This window comes from Actinomadura sp. 3N407 (assembly GCF_052245875.1).
Lineage (GTDB): Bacteria > Actinomycetota > Actinomycetes > Streptosporangiales > Streptosporangiaceae > Spirillospora.
Window position 1 is genome coordinate 143,825 of the sequence record NZ_JBQQBP010000008.1, and the last position, 20,044, is coordinate 163,868.

A 20,044-nucleotide genomic window follows, 5' to 3' on the forward strand; every position below is an offset into this window, starting at 1 on the left:
AGGGCCTCCCGCACCTCTCCCCACCCCGAAGGAGATGCGCATGCATCCCGCCCCACCCCGTGCTCCCACCAGGAGAAGATCCTGGACGGCCGGCGCCTTCGCCCTGCTGCTCGCGGTCGCCCTCGCCGTCCCCGGTCCGGTCGGCCGGGCCACGGCGGCCGCGTGCGGCTCGGCGGACGCCGCGCTGAACCGCCCCGCCACCGCCTCGTCCAGCGAGAGCGCGTCCTACCCCGCCTCCGCCGCCGTCGACGGCGATCCCGGAACCCGCTGGTCCAGCGCGTTCAGCGACCCGCAATGGCTGCAAGTCGACCTCGGCTCCAGCCAGGACATCTGCCAGATCGTCCTGAACTGGGAGGCGGCCTACGGCACCGCGTTCCAGATCCAGGTCTCCGACAATGCCTCCAACTGGACGACCGTCCACTCCACCTCGTCCGGAACCGGCGGGACACAAGCTCTCAGCGTGACCGGCGAGGGCCGGTACGTCCGCATGTACGGGACGGCCCGCGCCACCCAGTGGGGCTACTCGCTGTTCGGAATGGCCGTGCACACCGGCTCCGGCGGCGGCACCCTGCCCGGCGGCGGCGACCTCGGCCCGAACGTGCTGGTGTTCGACCCGTCGATGAGCGCGTCCGAGATCCAGGGCAGGCTCGACGCGGTCTTCCGCGAGCAGGAGAGCAGCCAGTTCGGGGCGGCGCGGTACGCGCTGCTGTTCAAGCCGGGCGACTACGACGTCAACGCGCCCATCGGCTTCTACACCTCGATCATGGGCCTCGGCCGAAACCCCGGCGACGTCACCCTCGACGGCGTCACCGTGGACGCCGGCTGGTTCGGCGGCAACGCCACCCAGAACTTCTGGCGGTCCGCCGAGAACCTGTCGATCAGCCCGCCCGGCGGGACGAACCGGTGGGCGGTCTCGCAGGCCGCGCCGTTCCGGCGCATCCACGTCAGGGGAAACCTGAACCTCGCACCCACCGGCTACGGCTGGGCCAGCGGCGGTTACATCGCCGACTCCAAGGTCGACGGCCAGGTCCAGCCGTACTCACAGCAGCAGTGGCTGACGCGTGACAGCCAGATCGGCGGCAACCTCAACGGCGTGTGGAACATGGTGTTCTCCGGCGTCGAGGGCGCACCCGCGCAGAGCTTCCCGGACCCGCCCTACACCACGCTCGACACCAGCCCGGTGACCAGGGAGAAGCCGTACCTGTACGTCGACTCCTCAGGCTCGTACAACGTGTTCGTCCCGGCGCTGCGGCGCAACTCGCGCGGGACGACCTGGTCCGGCGGCTCGACGCCCGGCTCGGCGATCCCGCTGTCGCGGTTCTACGTGGCCAAGCCGGGCGACTCGGCCGCCACCATCAACGCGGCGCTGGACCAGGGCCTGAACCTGCTGTTCACGCCCGGCATCTACCACCTCGACCAGACGGTCGACATCACCCGTCCCGACACCGTCGTGCTGGGCATCGGCTACCCGACGCTCATCCCCGACAACGGCGTCACGCCGATGACCGTCGCCGACGTCGACGGCGTCAAGCTGGCCGGGCTGCTGTTCGACGCCGGGCCGGTCAACTCGCCGGTGCTGCTCCGGCTCGGGCCGGAGAACGGGAACGCCGACCACGCCGGCGACCCCACGTCCGTCCAGGACGTCTTCTTCCGGATCGGCGGCGCCGGGCCCGGCAAGGCGTCCAAGAGCATGGTCGTGAACAGCGACGACGTGCTCCTCGACCACGTCTGGGCGTGGCGCGGCGACCACGGCGCGGGCATCGGCTGGACGGTCAACACCGCCGACAACGGCGTGATCGTCAACGGGGACGACGTCACCGCCTACGGACTGTTCGTCGAGCACTACCAGAAGTACCAGCTGATCTGGAACGGCAACGGCGGAAAGGTGATCTTCTTCCAGAACGAGATGCCGTACGACCCGCCGAGCGAGTCCGCCTGGCGGAGCGACTCCCCCGGCGGCTACGCCGCCTACAAGGTCGCCGACTCGGTCACCACCCACGAGGGCTGGGGTCTCGGCAGTTACTGCTACTTCAACGTCAACCCGTCGATCGTGGCCGCGCGCGGCTTCGAGGTCCCCGTCCGTTCCGGTGTGCGCTTCCATGACGTGCTCACCGTCTCGCTGGGCGGCAACGGAGTCATCCGGCACGTCATCAACGACACCGGGCCGGAGGCGTCCGGTACCGACACCATCCCGGCCAACGTGATCAGTTTCCCCTGATCCACGGCCGGACTCCCTGCGGGCCCGCGGTCGGGCGGGCCCGCAGGGGCCCACCGCCGACCTCCCCATCTCCTACGCCACCCCCTCGAAGCGGAGATGCCCCATGAAGCTCCCCGTCGCCTCGGCGATGACCGCCCTGCTGCTCCTTCTCCCCGGCTCCCTGGTGCTGCCGGCATCGGCGAACGCCGCCGCGTGCGGTACGGCCGACGCCGCGCTGAACCGCCCCGCCACCGCCTCGTCCAGCGAGAGCGCGTCCTACCCCGCCTCCGCCGCCGTCGACGGCGATCCCGGAACCCGCTGGTCCAGCGCGTTCAGCGACCCGCAATGGCTGCAAGTCGACCTCGGCTCCAGCCAGGACATCTGCCAGATCGTCCTGAACTGGGAGGCGGCCTACGGCACCGCGTTCCAGATCCAGGTCTCCGACAATGCCTCCAACTGGACGACCGTCCACTCCACCTCGTCCGGAACCGGCGGTGACCAGACACTCAACGTCACCGGTACCGGCCGCTACGTCCGCATGTACGGGACGGCCCGCGCCACCCAGTGGGGCTACTCGCTGTGGTCGTTCGGGGTCCGCACGACCGGGTCGGTCACGCCTCCGGACGACGACTTCTGGGGCGACACCTCGACGATCCCGCCCGCTCAGAACGTCCTCATGGTCAAGATCCTCAACCGGACGAACGGCCGCTACCCCGACAGCCAGGTCTACTGGAGCTTCAACGGGCAGGTCCACTCGATCGCCGAGCAGCCGTACCTGGACATGCCGGTCAACTCCGCCGGCCGGATGTACTTCCACCTCGGTTCACCCGACAGCCGATACCAGGACTTCATCGAGTTCACGGTCGGCGCGGACGTGTTCAACGGCAACACCACCCGGGTCGACGGGTTCGGTCTCAAGCTCGCCATGCGGCTGCACGCCCACGACGGGTACAACGTGTCCGTCGGCGAGGACCTCGCCACCTTCCAGGAGGACCGCTCCGCCACCTTCCAGCGGTTCGTGAACGAGGTGCCGGACGAGTTCGACTCCCTGGCGACGGTCGAGGCGCCGTACCGGATCCCGTCGCCCGGCAACTCGCCCGTGTTCCAGCCCGGCGGCGCCCACGCCGACTACTTCACCGGCTACGCCGCGTCCGTCGGGGTGTCCGCCACCACGTCCCAGGTCACCGGCTGCGCCGGGCCGCTGGCGGGCGCCCCCGGAATGTGCTCCGCGCTCAACCGGCACGTCGCGCACCTGCCGGAGTCGCAGTGGTCCGACCCGTCCGGCTTCTACCGGGCCGCGCCCGCGAACTACTACGCGAAGTTCTGGCACGACCACGCGATCGGCGGCCTGGCCTACGGGTTCCCGTACGACGACTACGCCGGCCGCTCCTCCTTCATCTCGCACGGCGACCCGCAGTACCTCCTGGTCGCCGTCGGCTGGTAACCCCGGGAGAACGTCATGACCGCAGACCAGCGGCACAGATGGACGACCGCCCTCGCGGTGCTCGCGGTGCTCGCCGCGCTCCTCACCGTCCCCGCGCGGGCGGCGCACGCGGCGGCACTGCTGTCGCTGAACAAGCCGGCGACGGCGTCGTCCGCCGAGGGCGCCGCCTTCCCCGCCTCCGCGGTGGTGGACGGCGACGCCGGAACCCGCTGGTCCAGCGCGTTCAGCGACCCGCAGTGGGTGCAGATCGACCTGGGTGACGCCAGGAACATCAGCCAGGTCGTCCTGGACTGGGAGGCGGCGTACGCGACCGCCTTCCAGATCCAGGTGTCCGGCAACGGCACCGACTGGACGACCGTCTACTCGACCACCAGCGGAACCGGCGGTGACCAGACCCTCGACGTCACCGGTAACGGCCGCTACATCCGGATGTACGGCACCGCCCGCGCCACCGGGTACGGATACTCCCTGTGGGAGCTCTCCGTCTACGGCGACGCCGGAGACGGGCCGCCGCCGTCCGGGACGACGCCGATCTCGGCGTTCAAGCAGGTGTCGGCCTCCTCCTGGGAGGGCGGCAACGCCCCGGCGGCGGCGCTGGACGGCCGCACAACCACCCGCTGGTCCAGCGAGTTCAGCGACGACCAGTGGCTCCGCGTCGACCTCGGCGGCACCGCGACGATCACCGGGGTGACGCTCCGGTGGGAGTCGGCGTACGCGACCGGCTACCGCCTCGACGTGTCCGGCGACGGCACGTCCTGGACGACCATCTACTCCACGACCACCGGCAAGGGCGGGACCGAGGAACTCGACGTCACCGGCGAAGGCCGCTACATCCGGTTCTCCGGGACGTCCCGCGCCACGGGCTACGGATACTCGCTCTGGGAGTTCCAGGTCTTCGGCACCGTCGACTCCTCCGCCACCACACCGCCCCTGCTCTCCCCGCCGACGAAGGCGCCGGGGGCGACCGGCGGATTCGCGCTGTCGGCGCCCGCCGACCACGCGATGGTCACGGACACGCGGCGTCCCGCCTTCTCGTGGGCGGACGTCCCCGGCACCGCGCGCTACGAGGTGTGGATCAACGTCAGCCGCTCCGACTACGACTTCACCGCCTCGGGCTCGCTGCTGGACCTCTACACCAAGGTCGCCGAAACGTCCGGCAACCGCTACACGCCCTCCTGGGACATGAGCGACCGATGGACCTACAAATGGTTCGTCGTCGCGGTGAACGGTTCGGGCGGGAGGACCACGTCCGATATCCGGACCTTCAGCGTCTACGTCCCGGACATCGAGGCCGTCGACGACGGCGTCAACGTGGTCAACGGTGCCCGCGACCTCAACAAGAACGGCATGATCGAGCCCTACGAGGACTGGCGGCGTCCCGTGGAGGACCGCGTGAACGACCTTCTCGGCAGGATGACCACCGAAGAGAAGGCGTACCAGATGTTCTACAACGCGCAGGCGTTCGCGCGGTCCGGCTGGCACTTCGGCCCCGCGCAGCCGGGGGACCTCCACAACGTGCTGCGCGGCGCCGCCGGTACCCGCCTCGGCATCCCGCCGGTGTCGGCCGGCGACACGATCGCCGGCTACCAGACCACCTATCCGCTGCAGAGCGCCCTGGCCGCGGCGAAGAACTACCCGCTCGACCACAGGCTCGGCGACATGCAGCGCCGCGAGCAACTGGAGGTCGGGGCCCGCGGCGTCCTCGGGCCGCTCGCCGAGGTCGGCACCAAAGTTCTCTACCCCCGCGTCCAGGAGGGCAACGGCGAAAACGCGCAGGTGGCCGCCGCGCAGGTCCGGGCGCTGGTCGCCGGGCTGCAGGGCGGGCCCGAGCTGAACCCCGGCTCGGTCCTCGCGACCGTCAAGCACTGGCCCGGCGAGGGCGCGGGCGGCGAGGCCGGCATCACCTACGACGAGGTGTCGATCAAGTACCACATGATCCCGTGGCGGGCCGCGATCGACGCCGGCGCCGTCAACGTCATGCCCGGCTACGCGGGCAGCGAGTTCCTCGATCCGGGCGGTCCCGGCGCCGGGAACAGCGCGCCGATCCTGCGCTACCTGCGGGACCGGCTCGGCTACACGGGCCTGATCACGACCGACTGGCTGCCGTCCGGCGCCTGGATCAGCGCCGCCAACGCCGGGTCGGACGTGATGGGCGGCGCGGACCCGGGCTCGTCCGGGTTCTCCATGGCCGACTTCACCGCGCAGGTGCCGATCTCCCGCATCGACGACGCGGTCACCCGCGTCCTGCGGCTGAAGTTCAGGCTGGGCGTCTTCGACCGTCCCTACGGCGACCCGGTGAACGGCCCCTTCCGGTTCCACCAGCCGTCGTACGCCGCGCTCGCGAACCAGGCGGCGCGGGAGGCCCTCACCGTCCTGAAGAACGACGGCGTCCTGCCCATCGAACTCGGCGAGGGCGACGACATCGTGGTGGCCGGGCCGCGCGCCACCGACGGCAGCGCCTGCTGCATCTGGACGAGCTACTTCCATGCCGAGTACGGCTCGCTCACCCTGCTGGAGGCGATCAAGGCACGGGCCGCGAAGGAGGGCGTCAACGTCCACCAGGACGACGCCCCGTCACCCGACCTCGCCATCGTGGCCGTCGGCGAACCCACCTACACCCATGCCACCGCCTGGGTGAACGAGCGGCCCTACCTGCCGCCCGACCAGCTCGCCGTCATCCGGAACTTCCACGACCGGGGCGTCCCGGTGGTCGTCGTGATGGACCTGCCGCGTCCGACCGTCATCACCGAATGGAACGGCCTGGCCGACGCCATCGTGATGACCTACCGCGGCGGTGAGGAGGTCGGCCCGGCGACCGCGAGCCTGCTGTTCGGCGACTTCGAGCCGAGCGGACGGCTCCCCTGGCAGCTGCCGCGCGGCGTCGACCAGATCCTCAAGCCCGGCGGCATCGACAGACCCGAGGACGCCGTGGAGAACTGGAACATCCCGTACGACCTCGGAGCCACGGCAGCCGAACGCGCCGAGATCCACGCCCGCATCGACGCCGGCCTGCCACCGCGCACCGACTACGGCGACCCCCTCTACCCGTACGGCGCCGGCCTCCAGGGCTGGCCCTGATCCCTCTGCCGGCGCGGGGGCGGTGAACCGCCCCCCGTCCAGGCTCGTACTGGCCTCCCGAGGTACATCCGTGGGCCGATGCACGTAAAGGGAGGTCGGATGAAACCCCACATGACGCGCCCGGCCTGGCGGGTGGGAACGGCATGCGGTGGTCTGCTGCTGGCGCTGTGCGCGGGATGCGGCGGAGAGCGGGCGAGCGGCGGCGACTCCGCGGCCACCTCGGCGGCACCGCGTTCGATGAGCATCGAGCAGCTGGGGGCGGAGCTCGACTGCGAGCCCCAGCGGCGCGGCAAGGCAGCCGACTACCGGCAGGCGATCTGCGCGGCGCCGTCGGGCAAGTATCTCCTCAACACCTTTGAGAGCGGCCGGGCACAGAACGATTGGCTGGAGCACTCCAAGATGTACGGCGGCACCTACCTGGTCGGGCACCGCTGGATCGTCGTGTCGAAGCCGGAGTTGTTGTCGTCGCTGCGCGGACAAGTGGGCGGACGGCTCGTGAACGCCGGCAAGTCGGGCTAGGGCGGGGCGGGGGCGGAAGCCTGGAGTTCGCGGGCGAGGGTTTCTGCGTCGTACGGTCCGATGTGGCGGCGTCCCCCGACGAAGAAGGTCGGGGTGCCGCGTGCTCCGCTGGCCTCGGCGCTGGTGACGTCGGCGCGGACTCTGGCGGCCGTCCGCTCGTCGTCGAGGTCACGGAGGAACCTCTCGACGTCCAGGCCGATGTCGGCGGCGTAGCCGGCGACGTCCTCGTACTGAAGTTCGTCCTGGTGCGCGAACAGGAGGTCGTGCATCTCCCAGAAGCGTTCCTGCGCGTCGGCGGCGACCGCCGCGTGGGCCGCCAGTTCGGCGTGGGGGTGCACGTCCGGGAGCGGCAGGTGCCGGAAGACGTACCGCAGGTCGTCGCCGAAGCGCTCCCGCAGCTCCCGTGCGACCCCCGTGGAGCGGGCGCAGAACGGGCACTCGAAGTCGCCGTACTCCACCAGGGTCAGCGGCGCGTCGCGCGGACCTCTGATGTGGTCCACGTCGGGGTCCACCGGCCGGTCGAGGACGCGCGGCAGGTCCGCGTCCTCCTGGCCGCGCAGGACCGCGGCGGCGCGGAACAGCAGCCACCCGAGGACGGTCGCGATCAGGGCCGCGAGCAGCACGCCGACGATCGCTTGGTCGCGGAGGGTCTCGTCGTCGAAGGCCAGGCGGGCGATCAGGAGGGAGACGGTGAATCCGATGCCGGACAGGGCGGCGCCGCCGAACACGTGCTCTGGGCTGACCCCCTGGGGCAGTCTCCCGAGGCCGAGCCGCGCGCCGGCGACGGCGCTCACCCCGACGCCCAGCGGTTTCCCCAGGACGAGGCCGACGATCACCGCCCATGTGACCGGCGAGGAGAGCGCCTCGCCGAGGACGCCGCCGCGGAGGTCGACGCCGGCGTTCGCCAGCGCGAACAGCGGGACGACGACGTAGCTGGTCCATGGGTGCAGCACCGTCTGCAGCCGCTCGTTGACCGACACGGCGCGTTGCAGCCCTATCCGGGCCGACAGCCCCACATCGGCCATGGGGGACTGCCGGAAGGCGCGGAAGCTCCGGGCCGCCTTCTCGACCGCCTCCCGCACGGGTGCGTACGCGGGGACGAGGAGACCGCCGACCATGCCCGCGATCGACGCGTGGAGACCCGCCTGGACGGTGGCGAGCCACAGCGCCAGGACGACGGCCACATACGGGGTCGCGCGCCAGACCCCCCGTCGGCTCAGCAGGACAGCCACCGCGCAGAGGACGAAGATGGCGATGAGCGGCAGGACGCGGACGGCGTCCGAGTAGACCAGGCCGATCACGCTCACGGCCACGATGTCGTCGATGACCGTGAGGGCCAGCAGGAAGATGCGCAGTTGCGTCGCGAACCTGGGACCGACCACGGCGAGGGCGCCCAGCATGAACGCCGTGTCGGTCCCGATGACGACGCCCCATCCGTTCGCGGCGGCTCCCCCGGGCGCGATCATCAGGTACAGGAGTGCGGGAACGGCCATCCCGCCGACCGCGGCCACGACCGGGATGGCGATTCGCCGCCGTTGGGTCAGTTCTCCGACGGAGAGTTCGTACCGGACCTCCAGGCCGATCACGAAGAAGAACAGGGCCATCAGGCCGTCGCTCACCCAGTGCCCCAGGTCCATCGACAGGTCGGCGTCCCCGACCGAGAACGACGCCTCCGTCGCCCAGAGGGACTCGTACTCGCCCGACCATGGGGAGTTGGCCCAGAGCAGAGCCACCACGACGGCCACCAGCAGCAGACCCGCGCCGCCTACCTCCGTCGCCATGAAGCGCCGCACCGGCCCGGACAACTGGGCCAGGAGCGCACGCCTCCTGGCCCGCGTCTGGGAATCACCGCGCTTACCCGTCCACATCCCCGTGCCTCCACCCCCAGTCCGAACACAGCCCGTACCGGACGATCTCCCACCGGAGACGTGGGGAAACGTCGGCGTGCGGTCGGCGTCAGGCGCGGCTCTCCGGAGACGAACGCGGATCACCCTACCGCCGCGCGCGGCCGCCCGCACCGCACCGCCCGCCGGACGGCGATAATTCCGCGCGGAATTGCAGACCATCACTCGACATGAATATGCGCGTTTATTCGTGAACTCAACCCAGGTTTTGGGCGGTCCACATTACCGTGCCTATTGACAGGTGAACTGATCAGGTCAAGCATACGGTCAATGCAGTGCTCCCATCGGCCGACCTCACCGTAATCATCGTTTCAGGCGGACCCGCGCCCTCTCCGTATGCCCCGCCAATCCCCGCCCAGTGCGGGACTCTCCACCTGGCCGGGACGCTTTGCTGTGCGACCAATTACTCCTGCCCGCCACAAGTTCCAGGCCCAGCATTTCAGCGCGCTTCCCAGAGCGTGCCGGCTCCCGATCCGGCATGCCCGGACCCCGCCCGCACAAGAACCCGACCGTGCCCGACAGCCCCCGGCAAGGAGGAGAACCCATGATGACCGCCCTCCCGGACGTCACCGTCTCGCAGGTCTTCGAGGACTCGCGGCTGCCCGCGCTCATCACCCCGGACGACCCAGGCACCGACATCGTCACCTGGGTGCGCGGCAACGTCGACGCCGTGCGCGAGCTGATCCTGGACACCGGCGGAGTGCTGTTCCGCGGCTTCCCCGGCACCGCCGACGTCGACGTCTTCCACGACTTCTGCAGCAGCTTCCCCAGCCCCCTGCTCGACTACACCGAGCAGTCGTCCCCCCGCGACAAGCTGGGCGACAAGGTCTACTCCTCCACCACCTACCCCGCCGACCAGGTGATCCCGTTTCATAACGCGAACTCGTTCGGTCACGAGTTCCCGCTGAACATCTGGTTCGCGTGCATCAGAACCGCCACCAAGGGCGGCCGCACCCCCATCTGCGACACCCGGAGGGTCCTGGCGAATCTGAGTGAACGGACGCGGGAGAACTTCGCGACCAAGGGCATCCTTTACACCCGCAACTACTACGACGGAATGGGGGTGCCCTGGCAGGAGACCTTCGACACCGATTCACAAGAAGAGGCCGAGAAGTTCATGCAGGATGGCCATATCGCCTACCGCTGGCACACCGAGGGCAACCTCATTCTCCAGACCCGGCAGGTGCGGCACGCCATCCTCCAGCACCCGAAGACCGGCGAGGACGTCTGGTTCAACCAGGCCCACCTCTTCCACAAGGCTTCACTCGACGAACGCATCAAGCCGCTCATGCGCCAGTTCAACGACTGGCAGCTGCCCCGCAACGCGTTCTACGGCGACGGGACGGTCATCCCGGACGAGACCATCCACGAGATCTTCGCCGCCTTCGACGAGGCCGAGCTGAGCTTCGACTGGCAGCCGGGCGACTACCTGATGCTCGACAACCTCCTGACGTCCCACGCCAGGAAGACGTTCGAGGGCAGCCAGCGCCTCATCTCGGTGTCGTTCTCGGAGCTGTTCACCGACTACGAGCCGTACTTCGCGAAGTACGGCGACGCCACGCTCGACCCGCAGCCGACGCCCGATGCGAACTGAGGCCGGCACGGTCGCCGCGCTGGTCGCGGCCCAGTGCGCGGCCAGGCCGTCCACCGTGGCGGTCGAGCAGCCGGACGGCGCGACCTGGACGTACGCCGACCTGGACCGCCGCGTCGGCCAGATCGCCGCCGCACTGCGGCCGCTGTACGCCGAGCCACGGCCGGCGGTCGCGGTCGACCTGCCCAACGGGCTGGACTTCTGCGCCGCCGTCCTCGCGGTGCTCGGCAGCGGCGCCACGCTGCTCGCCCTCGACCGGACGCAGCCGCCGGCCCGCGTCGCCGCGATGCTGTCCACGACGGCGCCCGAGGTGGTGGTCACCGACCGTCCGGACGGCGCGGCCGCGACGTGGGCGGCGACGGCGGACGGCTCCCCCGCGACCGTCGACCTCGCCCACCCCGGCGCGGCGCGGCGGGCGGAGGCGGCGGACGGCTGGGGACCGGGGCCCGACGACCCCGACGCGCCCGCCTACGTCGTCTTCACCTCCGGCACCACAGGCGCGCCCAAGGCGACCGTCAACACCCATGCGGGACTGCTCAACCACCTGGTGTTCATGCAGGACGTCTGCCCCCTGCCGGCGGGGTCCCGCGTCCTGCTGAAGTCGGCGCGGACGTTCGACGCGTGGCTGCTGGAGTTCTTCTGGGCCTTCACCCAGGGCGTCACGCTCGTGCTGGCCGACGAGGACCGCGCGACCGACGCCCAGTACCTCGCCGCCACGCTGACCACGAAGTCGATCCACGGGTTCGTGTGCGTCCCGTCCCTGCTCCAGCGGGTGCTGTCGGTGCTCACGCGGACGGCCGACGCGACCGCCCTCAAGGTGGTGATCTCCGCGGGCGAGCCGCTGAAGGCCGACCTGGCCGAGCGGATCCTCACGTCCACGAACGCGCGGCTGTTCAACTTCTACGGCCCCGCCGAGGCGGCGATCGACGTCGCGCACCACCCCGTCACCGGCCCCCCGGTCACCGACCCGATCCCGATCGGGCGCGCGATCCCCGGCAACCGGCTGACGGTCCGGGACACCGCCGGCGCCGACGTCACCGGCACCGGCGGCAAGGGCGAACTCGTCGTCGCCGGGGTCCATGTCGGGCTCGGCTACGGCGGCGACGCCGCCGCGACCGCCGCGAAGTTCGGCACCGACGGCGACGGCGCCCGCACCTACGCGACGGGCGACCTGGCGTACCGGGGACCGGACGGGAACTTCTACATCGGAGGAAGAATGGACACCCAAGTCAAGATCAACGGTGTGCGCATAGAGACCGGGGAGATCGAGGCCGTGCTCAACCGGCACGAGACGGTAGCCGACTGCACGGTGCAGGTCGCCGAGTCCGGCGACGTCCCCGTCCTCGTCGCGTTCGTCAAGGCGAACGGGGACGCGCCGCCCGTGAGCGAGTACATCAACTACCTGCGCGGGCTCCTGCCGCCGGTGATGGTGCCCCCCATGTACGTCTTCGTGACCGAGTTCAAGACCCTGCCCAGCGGCAAGAAGGACCCGACCGCGCTGGTCTTCCCCCGGGGACTGCCCACCGTCACCGCCGCCGAGTTCGAGCCGCCGGACGGGCCCGCCGAAGGGGAGATCGCCAAGATCTGGGAGTCCGTCCTCGGGGTCGCGCCGATCGGCGCCGTGGACGAGTTCGCCCTCGTCGGCGGCGACTCGCTCAAAATGATCGACGTCCTGGTCAAGATCTCGGAGTCGGTGTACCCGGACGTCTTCTCCCTGGGCATCACCCGGCTGTCGACGGTCCGGGACCTGACGCGGAAAATCCAAGAGTCCACCCGCTAGCGGCCATGGCCACCATCTACACGGGCACCGAAGGCGGCCTCGACACCGGGCAGCTCGCCGACCTCCTCCGGGAGGCCGGCGGCGCCGAGCACGACTTCCTTCCCCCCGAGCGGGTCACGGGCTACCTGGCCCGCCTGGAGGAGGGCGGCGTGCGCTGCATCCGGGCCGTCCAGGACGGCGTGCTCGGCGCCGCCCTGCTCTACTCGCGCTTCGGGCCGCTCTACCCGGTCGCCGGCTCCTACCTCCGCCTCGAAGGGCTCTACGTCGAGGAGGTCATGGTGACACGGGGCTGGAGGGGAAACGGGTGGTCCCGGACCCTGCTGAACAAGCTCAGGGAGGTCGCGGGAACCGGACCCGACATCTATGTCGACTGCGACGCGGCGAACGAGGCCTCGGTCGCCATGATGGGGTCGGCCGGCTACGTGCACGTCGCCGACTACGACGACCCCTACCGGGCCAAGGCGCCGTCGCGCGGGCGCACAACGAGCCTGTTCCGCCACCCGGGCCGTCCCGCGCGGCCGGTCCGGGCCGGGCGGCGGGCCCAAGGAGGGATGACGGTTGGATAGCACGACGCTGTCCGTGCGCGTCGAATCGTCCGCCGAGGACCGCCCGTGGGTCGTCCTCTGCAACACGGTGGGCGTCCCGCACGCCATCTTCGACCGGCTGGTGGACACGCTCGCGAGCGCGTTCTCGGTGATGTGCTGGCAGACTCCGCTCACCGAGGGCGACAAGCCGCACGGGAACCCGCGCCTGCTCACGGTGGAGGAGCAGACCGCCGAGGTGACGCGGGTCCTGCACCGCCTCGGCGTCACGAGCCTCACCGGGGTCTCGTGGTGCTCGGGGACGGAGATCCTGCACCGCCTCTCCCTGGACGGCGCGTTCCACCTGCACGGGCACTGCTGCCTGAACGGGGCCTTCAACCTAGGCGAGGACGGGCCGTCCTCCGACTGGGAGAACACCGTGGAGCCTCTGTTCGAGGTGCTGTCCACCCGTCCCGAGACCGTGCAGGGCGTGTCCGCGATGCTGAAGTCGGCGGCCATCGCCGCCACCGAAGGTGGCGACCCGGCGCTGGAGTTCCCCTACTCCACACCGGAACGGCTCGTCGGGTACGCGTCGCAGTGCCTGGCCATGAAACGGGGGCGCACGCTCAAGGGTTTCGTCGAGTCCGAGTCCACCGGCCTGTATCTGGCCGGATCCCAGGACGCCGTGCAGGCGCCGGCCATATCCAGGCGCGCCGCCGATCTGTCCGGCTCCGCGTTCGAGCTCTTCGAGGGCGGCGCACACGCGATGATGGCCGACATGCAGAAGGTGTGCGACCGGGTGCGCCACTATTGCGAGCTGGTGTCCCCGTGGCCGCGGCGGCCCGGACGGTACTGATCCATGCACCGGCCGCGCCCGTCCCCGAGCCCAGGAGGTGCAGGCGATTTCCAGCGGGAATCCCTATCTCGTCTTCTCCGGACTGGCCTTCGCGGTCGTTCTGATGCCCGGCGCCGACACCATCCTGGTCTTCCGCACGAGCCGGGCGCTGGGCACCCGCACGGGCCTGATGACGGCGGTCGGGGTGGTCACCGGGCCGGTCCTGTGGGGCGTGTTCTCCGGAATCGGCGTGGCCCTGGTCATCGCGCGCGACAGGACCCTGTACACCGGCCTGGCTCTGCTCGGCGCGCTGTACCTGCTGTATCTCGCCTACGGGTGCTTCAAGTCGGCGGCGGACGGCTCGGCGGTCCCGCTGGACGCGTCCGACGAACCCCCGGCGGTCTCCGGGACGGCGCGCGGCTCCGGGACGATGCGCGGCGCGTACGTCACCGGCCTGCTGACCAACCTGCTCAACCCGAAGATCGGCGTCTTCTACCTGTCGGTCATGCCGGGGCTCTTCCAGGGGGAGGCCGGCCCCTGGGACGGCGGGGCGCTCGGCCTGATCCAGGCCTCGATGGGCATCGTCTTCCTGAGCTGCGTCGCCCTGCTGGCGGGCAAGGCGCGGCGGTACCTCTCCAGCCGCCGGGCGAGCCTGGCGGTGGAGGTCCTCGCGGGGGCGTGCCTGCTGGCCTTCGCCGTCTACGTCGCCTGGTCGGTGCTCCACTCGCCCGGCGGCCTGGACGGCGCCTGGTGACCGTCCTCCCGAGGTGACCGTGTGATCTTCCAAGACAGTACCGAGCTGATCCTGGACGACGTCTTCCTCGCGCTGCCCGACCTGGCCCCGGGCCGCGAGGTCTTCCTCAAGCTCGAATGCATGAACCCGGCCGGTTCGATCAAGATGAAGACGGCGCTCGCCCTCATCGACGACCTGGAGGCGTCGGGCGCGCTGCGTCCGGGCGGGCGGGTGATCGAGTCGTCGTCGGGGAACCTCGGCGTCGCCCTCGCCGCGGTCTGCGCCGCGCGCGGCTACGACCTCACGATCGTCGCGGACCCGAACACGACCGCCGACGCCGTCGAGCTGATGCGGGCCTTCGGCGCCACCGTCGAGATCGTCACCACCACCGACGACAGCGGCGGCTATCTGGGCTCCCGAATCGAGTACATCAAGGCGGCGGTCGCCGCGGCGCCCCACCTCGTCTGGCCGAACCAGTACGCCAACCCCGCCAACGCGCTCGGCCACCAGCGCACGACGGCGCCCGCCGTCTTCAAGGAACTCGGCCACGTCGACGCCCTGTTCGTCGGGGTCGGCACGTCCGGCACCCTGCGCGGCTGCCTCGACCACATCCGCTCGATCAACGCCCCGACCGAGGTCTTCGCGGTCGACACCGCGGGATCGGTGACCTTTGGCGGGGTGCCGCGTCCCCGCTACATCCCCGGGATCGGCACGAGCCGCCGACCCGAGATCTTCCAGGAGATCCAGCACAGCGGCGACTTCCACCGCGTCCTGGTGGACGAGCGGGACGCGGTCAGGGAGTGCCGCTACATGGCCCGCAGGCACGGCCTCCTGGTCGGCGGCTCCACCGGCTCCGTGCTCGCCGCCGCCCGCCGCGTCTGCGGCGCCCTGGACGAGGGCGCCCGCATCGCCGTCATCTCCCCCGACTCCGGCGAGAAGTACCTGAGAAGCATCTTCCACGACGCCTGGGTCACCGAACGCTACTACTGACGGCGCCCCGCCCCGGCGAGCCGGGCCCGGAGCCGGCCGGCTTCATCTTTTCCCCGGCACGCTCGGGGTAGGAGAGCACCGACGGCGGCGAGACTGAACGTCCTGGGGAACGGTGACTCTCGTGGATCTCAACGCACCGGATCGCACCCTCCGGATCGGCGGACGGCCGCTGCCGGTCGTCGGCCCCGCCCGGATGTACGTCTGCGGCATCACCCCGTACGACGCGACCCATCTCGGTCACGCGCGGACGTTCGTCTGGGCCGATGTCGCCGCCCGCGTCCTGCGCCACGCCGGCGGCGACGTCCGCGTATGCCGCAACGTCACCGACGTCGACGACGTGCTGAACCAGGCCGCGGACCGCGCCGGCAGCCCGTACGACAGCTTCGCCGCCGTGCAGCAGTTCTACTTCGAACGCGACCTGGAGGCCCTCGGCGTGCACACCGTCGACGACCAGCCACGCGCGCACAACCACGTCAGGGAGGTCGTCGCGCTCGCCCAGGGGCTCCTCGCGTCCGGCCACGCCTACGTCCGGGACGGAGGGGTCTACTTCCACGGCGCCGGCGTCCCGGTGCGCGCGGGGCTCGGCGACCAGCAGGCGCGTGACCTCCTGGCCGAGTACGGCGACGAACCCGAGGATCCCGGCAAGGAGCATCCGTTCGACGTCGCCGTCTGGCGGCCCTCGCACTCCGGGGAACCCGCCTGGCCCAGCCCCTGGGGTGCGGGGCGGCCCGGCTGGCACGCCGAATGCACCGCGATGGCCATGACGACGTTCGGTCCGGCCCTGGACCTGCACTCCGGCGGCGCCGACCTGCGCTTCCCCCACCACGCCTACGAAGCCGCCCTGGCCGAGGCGCTGACGGGCGTCCGGCCGTTCTCCCGCGCCTGGCTGCATGTGGGCATGGTCCGCCGGGACGGCGTCAAGATGGCCAAGTCCACCGGGAACCTGGTCCTGGTCTCCGACCTGATCCGGGACCATCCGGCAGCCGCCGTCCGGCTCATGCTCATCACCGCCCCCTGGCGGGACGAATGGGACTACACGGCCGGCACCCTCGACTCCGCGACGGCCCGCCTGGACGCGCTCCATCTCAGCGCGGGCCGCCGCGCGTCGTCGGCCGCGGCGGAAGCGGCCGTGACCCGCGCACTGCTCGACGATCTCGACGTGCGGACCGCGCTGGCCATCGCGGAGGAGGAGGGCGGCCGCACCGCCCGCCTGGTCATGCGGGTCCTGGCCCTCGGCTAGCTTCCTCGGCCACGCCGACCGATTGACCGTCACCAATGACTGTGAGACTGTGGCTCACAGTCACATCTGACGGTCAATTGGGGGCGTGGTGTCCAAGCGGGAGGAACAGCGTGCCGCGACGCGGCGGCTGCTCGTGGACGCGGCGGTGGAGTCGCTGATCGAGAAGGGCGTCGCGGCGACGACGACGCTGGAGGTCCAGCGGCGGGCCGGGGTCAGCCGAGGCGCGCTGCTTCACCACTTCCCCACGCACGAGGAACTCCTCGGCGCCGCCGTCGGACGGCTCGTCCAGCGCAACGAGGACGCGGTCCAGGAGGAACTGGCCGCCGTCCCGCCGTCGGGGGACGGCCTGTCGCGATCGTTCCGCGTCCTGCGGGCGGTCCTGCGGCGGCCGGCGTTCGGCGCCGAACTGGAGCTGTGGGCGGTCGCGCGCACCAATCCGCGGCTGCGGCAGGTCCTCCGACGCGCCGAGGGGGCGGCCCGCCGCGACCTGTACCGGGTGATCGGCGACGTCCTCGGCCCGGACGTGACGGCCTCGCCGTCCTATCCGCTCGTCGCCGAACTGACCGTCCAGCTGCTGCGCGGCATGGCGATCTCCGACGCGCTCTACCGCGACGGCACCGGCGGCGACGCGCTGCTGGAGCGGTGGACCGAGGTCGTCCGGCCGCTCCTGACCAACCCGTCCGCGGAGGAGTGACCATGACCGGCGATCCCACGGTGCTGTACGAGGTCGAAGGGCGCAAGGCGTATCTGACGCTGAACCGTCCCGACCGGCTCAACGCGATCGACTTCCAGATGCCCGGCGAACTGGCCGCCGCCGTCAAGCGCGCCAACACCGACCCCCGCGTCCACGTGATCGTGCTCCAGGGGGCGGGACGGGCGTTCTGTTCCGGCTACGACCTGAAGATCTCCGCCGAGGACGGCGAGGGCACCCAGGGGTCGGGCGGCGGCGACCCGGTCTGGGACCCGATCAGGGACTACTCCGTCATGAAGCAGTTCACCGACGACTACTTCTCGCTGTGGCGCTCGCTCAAGCCGACCATCGCCAAGGTGCACGGCTTCGCGGTCGCAGGCGGCAGCGACATCGCGCTGTCCTGCGACATGGTCGTGATGGCCGAGGACGCGCGGATCGGCTACATGCCCGCCCGGGTCTGGGGCTGCCCCACCACGGCGATGTGGGTGTACCGGCTCGGCGCCGAGCGCGCCAAGCGGATGCTGCTGACCGGCGACACCATCGACGGCCGCACCGCCGCCGAATGGGGCCTGGTGCTGGAGTCGGCGCCGCCCGCCGAGCTGGACGCGCGGGTGGAGGAACTCGCCGACCGCGTCGCGGGCGTGCCCGTCAACCAGCTCGCCATGCAGAAACTGATGATCAACCAGGCCTACGACAACATGGGCCTGCACGGCACCCAGATCCTCGCGACCCTGTTCGACGGCATCACCCGCCACTCGCCCGAGGGCCGCTGGTTCCAGGAGTTCGCCGCCGCGCACGGGTTCCACGAGGCCGTCAAGTGGCGCGACTCGGGCCGCTGGATCCCCGAAGGCGGCGGCCCCGTCCCGTCCCGCGAAGACCTGGAGGACTGACCATGCTGAAGCAGTCGTACTGGCCGGCCGACACCTCCCGGCCCGTGCTGGACCTCACCCCGGGCGGCCTGCTGCGCGAGGCCGCCTCCGCCGCGCCCGGACGCGTGGCGCTGGTCGAGACGGCCCCGTCCGGCGCGTCCCTGTCCGGTGCGGACCGCACCGACCGCACCTGGACCTACGCCCAGCTTCTGGACGACGCCGAACACGCCGCGCACTGGCTGGCCGCGCGTTTCGAGGCGGGCGAGCACATCGCCGTCTGGGCGCCCAACGTCCCCGAGTGGGTGGTGCTCCAGTACGGCGCCGCCCTGGCGGGACTGGTCCTGGTGACGGCCAACCCGGCGTTGCGCGAGGCCGAACTCGAACACGTCCTGTCCCAGTCGGGTGCGGTCGCCGTCGTCCTCACCGACGCGTTCCGAGGGACGGACATGGCCGCGACGGTGGAGCGGATCCGGCCACGGCTGCCCCGCCTGCGCGACGCCATCTCCTTTACCGGGTGGCTCGCCCAGGTGCGGGAGGCGGAATCCGTCCCGCTGCCCGATGTCGCGCCCGGCGGACCCGCGCAGATCCAGTACACGTCGGGGACGACGGGGCTGCCCAAGGGCGCCGTCCTGCATCACCGCGGGCTCGTCACGAACGCCGCCTACGTCGCCGCCCGCGCGGGCTTCCCCGAAGGCGGAGTGTGGGGCAGCGCGCTCCCGCTCTTCCACACGGCGGGCTGCGGTCTCACGGTGCTGGGCACCGCGCACGGCAAGGGCACCCTCGTGCTGCCCCAGTTCTTCCACCCCGAACTCGTCCTCAACGCCCTCCAGGAATGGCGGGTCAACGTGTTCGGCGGAGTCCCGGTGATGCACTCCGCCCTCCTCGCCCACCCCGGCTTCGACGGATACGACCTCGACGCCTGCTCGGTCATCCTGTCCGGCGGGGACGCCGTGCCTCCGGCGCTCATCGAGGAGGCCGAGCGCAGGTTCGGGGCGCGCTTCTCCACCGTCTACGGGCAGACCGAGCTGAGCCCCATCGTCACCCAGACCAGCCCGGACGACGCCCCCGGCGACAAGCTGCACACGGCGGGCACGCCGCTGTGGCACGTCGAGGTGAAGGTCGCCGGCTCCGACGGGTCGACGCTGCCCGTCGGCGAGGCGGGCGAGATCTGCGCCCGCGGCCACCAGGTCATGCTCGGCTACCACGACCTGCCCGGCGCGACCGCGCGGACCATCGACGCCGACGGCTGGCTGCACACCGGCGACCTGGGCGTCATGGACGAGCGCGGCTACGTCACCATCACCGGCCGCCTCAAGGACCTCGTCATCCGCGGCGGGGAGAACATCTACCCGAGCGAGATCGAGGCCGCGATCGCCGCGCACCCCGGGGTCGCCCAGGCCGTCGTCCTCGGCGTCCCCGATCCGGACTGGGGCGAGCAGGTCGCCGCCGTCGTCAGGCCCGCGGACGCGAGCCGCCCGCCGAGCGCGGCCGAACTGCACGACCACGTGCGGGCCGTCCTCGCGCCCCACAAGACGCCGCGCCACTGGTATCTGGCGGACGATGTCCCTGCCAACGCCATGGGCAAGATCCAGAAGTTCGTCCTGCGGGACCGCATCGCGGCCGGCGACCTCACGGAGCTGGCCTGACGAAGC

General features: G+C 71.1%; 15 protein-coding genes. 14 read left to right on the forward strand and 1 reads right to left on the reverse strand.

The annotated features are described in order from the left end of the window. Nucleotides 1-40 precede the first annotated feature (40 nt). The 4 genes from ACTWPP_RS21510 to ACTWPP_RS21525 all read left to right on the forward strand — a co-directional run bounded on the left by ACTWPP_RS21510 (nucleotide 41) and on the right by ACTWPP_RS21525 (nucleotide 7,238). Nucleotides 41-2,218: a discoidin domain-containing protein gene (locus ACTWPP_RS21510; protein WP_443106111.1), complete on the forward strand. Its 2,178-nt coding sequence runs from the start codon at nucleotides 41-43 to the stop codon at nucleotides 2,216-2,218. A gap of 103 nt (nucleotides 2,219-2,321) precedes the next feature. After that, the gene (locus ACTWPP_RS21515) at nucleotides 2,322-3,641 is read left to right on the forward strand and encodes a beta-1,3-glucanase family protein (RefSeq protein ID WP_443106112.1); all 1,320 of its coding nucleotides are present in this window, start codon (nucleotides 2,322-2,324) and stop codon (nucleotides 3,639-3,641) included. A gap of 15 nt (nucleotides 3,642-3,656) precedes the next feature. Then, nucleotides 3,657-6,719, forward strand: coding sequence for a discoidin domain-containing protein (locus ACTWPP_RS21520; protein ID WP_443106113.1), 3,063 nt, complete (start codon nucleotides 3,657-3,659; stop codon nucleotides 6,717-6,719). A 99-nt stretch (nucleotides 6,720-6,818) separates the two neighbouring features. Beyond that, on the forward strand, nucleotides 6,819-7,238 hold the full coding sequence (locus tag ACTWPP_RS21525; RefSeq protein WP_443106114.1) for a hypothetical protein: 420 nt from the start codon (nucleotides 6,819-6,821) through the stop codon (nucleotides 7,236-7,238). Here the strand turns inward: ACTWPP_RS21525 and nhaA are convergent. Continuing rightward, on the reverse strand, nucleotides 7,235-9,019 hold the full coding sequence (nhaA, locus tag ACTWPP_RS21530; RefSeq protein ID WP_443106115.1) for a Na+/H+ antiporter NhaA: 1,785 nt from the start codon (nucleotides 9,017-9,019) through the stop codon (nucleotides 7,235-7,237). The genes ACTWPP_RS21525 and nhaA overlap by 4 nt on opposite strands. A 667-nt stretch (nucleotides 9,020-9,686) precedes the next feature. On the opposite strand from nhaA, the gene ACTWPP_RS21535 reads away from it, so the two are divergent. The 10 genes from ACTWPP_RS21535 to ACTWPP_RS21580 all read left to right on the forward strand — a co-directional run bounded on the left by ACTWPP_RS21535 (nucleotide 9,687) and on the right by ACTWPP_RS21580 (nucleotide 20,038). Then, nucleotides 9,687-10,736, forward strand: coding sequence for a TauD/TfdA family dioxygenase (locus tag ACTWPP_RS21535; RefSeq protein WP_443106116.1), 1,050 nt, complete (start codon nucleotides 9,687-9,689; stop codon nucleotides 10,734-10,736). Continuing rightward, a complete protein-coding gene (locus ACTWPP_RS21540; protein ID WP_443106117.1) occupies nucleotides 10,726-12,513 on the forward strand; it encodes a non-ribosomal peptide synthetase in 1,788 nt (595 codons plus the stop codon). The genes ACTWPP_RS21535 and ACTWPP_RS21540 overlap by 11 nt, the downstream gene beginning before the upstream one ends. 5 nt (nucleotides 12,514-12,518) lie before the next feature. Beyond that, nucleotides 12,519-13,079 (forward strand): GNAT family N-acetyltransferase, encoded by a 561-nt coding sequence (locus tag ACTWPP_RS21545; protein ID WP_443106118.1) that lies wholly within the window; start codon nucleotides 12,519-12,521, stop codon nucleotides 13,077-13,079. Further along, nucleotides 13,072-13,890: a hypothetical protein gene (locus ACTWPP_RS21550; RefSeq protein ID WP_443106119.1), complete on the forward strand. Its 819-nt coding sequence runs from the start codon at nucleotides 13,072-13,074 to the stop codon at nucleotides 13,888-13,890. Before ACTWPP_RS21545 ends, ACTWPP_RS21550 begins: the two co-directional genes overlap by 8 nt. Before the next feature lie 37 nt (nucleotides 13,891-13,927). Continuing rightward, entirely contained in the window at nucleotides 13,928-14,623 is a 696-nt protein-coding gene (locus ACTWPP_RS21555) for a LysE family translocator (protein ID WP_443106120.1), read from the forward strand. 21 nt (nucleotides 14,624-14,644) lie between these two features. Then, nucleotides 14,645-15,592, forward strand: coding sequence for a 2,3-diaminopropionate biosynthesis protein SbnA (gene sbnA, locus ACTWPP_RS21560; protein ID WP_443106121.1), 948 nt, complete (start codon nucleotides 14,645-14,647; stop codon nucleotides 15,590-15,592). Between the two features lie 121 nt (nucleotides 15,593-15,713). After that, nucleotides 15,714-16,832 (forward strand): class I tRNA ligase family protein, encoded by a 1,119-nt coding sequence (locus ACTWPP_RS21565; RefSeq protein ID WP_443106122.1) that lies wholly within the window; start codon nucleotides 15,714-15,716, stop codon nucleotides 16,830-16,832. An 85-nt stretch (nucleotides 16,833-16,917) separates the two neighbouring features. After that, on the forward strand, nucleotides 16,918-17,526 hold the full coding sequence (locus ACTWPP_RS21570) for a TetR/AcrR family transcriptional regulator (protein ID WP_443106123.1): 609 nt from the start codon (nucleotides 16,918-16,920) through the stop codon (nucleotides 17,524-17,526). Nucleotides 17,527-17,528: 2 nt separating this feature from the next. Then, nucleotides 17,529-18,413 carry a crotonase/enoyl-CoA hydratase family protein gene (locus ACTWPP_RS21575; protein ID WP_443106124.1) on the forward strand — a complete coding sequence of 295 codons (885 nt, stop codon included), beginning with the start codon at nucleotides 17,529-17,531 and terminating at the stop codon, nucleotides 18,411-18,413. A gap of 2 nt (nucleotides 18,414-18,415) precedes the next feature. Continuing rightward, entirely contained in the window at nucleotides 18,416-20,038 is a 1,623-nt protein-coding gene (locus tag ACTWPP_RS21580; RefSeq protein ID WP_443106125.1) for a class I adenylate-forming enzyme family protein, read from the forward strand. Nucleotides 20,039-20,044: the final 6 nt, after the last annotated feature.

Excerpts from the sequence above, each read along its gene's own strand:
- ACTWPP_RS21580 (WP_443106125.1), top strand. The coding sequence starts at position 18,416 with ATGCTGAAGCAGTCGTACTGGCCGGCCGACACCTCCCGGCCCGTGCTG.
- ACTWPP_RS21535 (WP_443106116.1), top strand. The coding sequence starts at position 9,687 with ATGATGACCGCCCTCCCGGACGTCACCGTCTCGCAGGTCTTCGAGGAC.
- ACTWPP_RS21515 (WP_443106112.1), top strand. The coding sequence starts at position 2,322 with ATGAAGCTCCCCGTCGCCTCGGCGATGACCGCCCTGCTGCTCCTTCTC.
- nhaA (WP_443106115.1), bottom strand. The coding sequence starts at position 9,019 with ATGGCGACGGAGGTAGGCGGCGCGGGTCTGCTGCTGGTGGCCGTCGTG.
- ACTWPP_RS21540 (WP_443106117.1), top strand. The coding sequence starts at position 10,726 with ATGCGAACTGAGGCCGGCACGGTCGCCGCGCTGGTCGCGGCCCAGTGC.
- ACTWPP_RS21525 (WP_443106114.1), top strand. The coding sequence starts at position 6,819 with ATGAAACCCCACATGACGCGCCCGGCCTGGCGGGTGGGAACGGCATGC.
- ACTWPP_RS21545 (WP_443106118.1), top strand. The coding sequence starts at position 12,519 with ATGGCCACCATCTACACGGGCACCGAAGGCGGCCTCGACACCGGGCAG.
- ACTWPP_RS21510 (WP_443106111.1), top strand. The coding sequence starts at position 41 with ATGCATCCCGCCCCACCCCGTGCTCCCACCAGGAGAAGATCCTGGACG.
- ACTWPP_RS21575 (WP_443106124.1), top strand. The coding sequence starts at position 17,529 with ATGACCGGCGATCCCACGGTGCTGTACGAGGTCGAAGGGCGCAAGGCG.
- ACTWPP_RS21520 (WP_443106113.1), top strand. The coding sequence starts at position 3,657 with ATGACCGCAGACCAGCGGCACAGATGGACGACCGCCCTCGCGGTGCTC.